The sequence below is a fragment of the Paraburkholderia sp. SIMBA_030 genome (genome assembly GCF_046535245.1).
In the GTDB taxonomy this organism is placed as follows: domain Bacteria; phylum Pseudomonadota; class Gammaproteobacteria; order Burkholderiales; family Burkholderiaceae; genus Paraburkholderia.
In genome coordinates this window covers 1-365 of record NZ_JAWRXB010000152.1, presented here as the reverse complement: position 1 = coordinate 365, position 365 = coordinate 1, and the positions used below count along the sequence as shown (strand labels likewise).

The 365-nt window shown below is 45.8% G+C and carries 1 pseudogene; it reads left to right on the top strand.

The window, feature by feature from the left end:
• Positions 1–299, top strand: a pseudogene (locus tag SB772_RS39435) (acetate kinase); the annotation flags it as partial.
• Between the last annotated feature and the right edge of the window lie 66 nt (positions 300–365).

Sequence of the window (365 nt, the reverse complement as noted above, 5' to 3'; positions counted from 1 at the left end):
AGATGTTCTGCTACCGCGCTGGTAAATACCTTGCCAGCTTAAGCTGTGCACTGCCTGAGTTTACCGGTATTGTATTCACAGGTGGTATCGGCGAAAACTCTGTCACCACGCGCGCAAGTATTTTAGCCGTCATGCGTCATTTCGGTATCAAAATGGACATTGAAAAGAACGCTGGATTGTACGGTGGCCAAGAAGGCAGCTTCCAAGCAGAAGGGAGCAGTGTCGAGCTGTGGGTTATTCCTACAGATGAAGAATACCGCATCGCTCAAGAGACTCGTCAAGCATTGAACTTAGTATAAGCCTATTGATTATAATGCCTAGCGCGTATCGTTCTAGACGCTTATAAAAAGCTGAGAATAAATAAG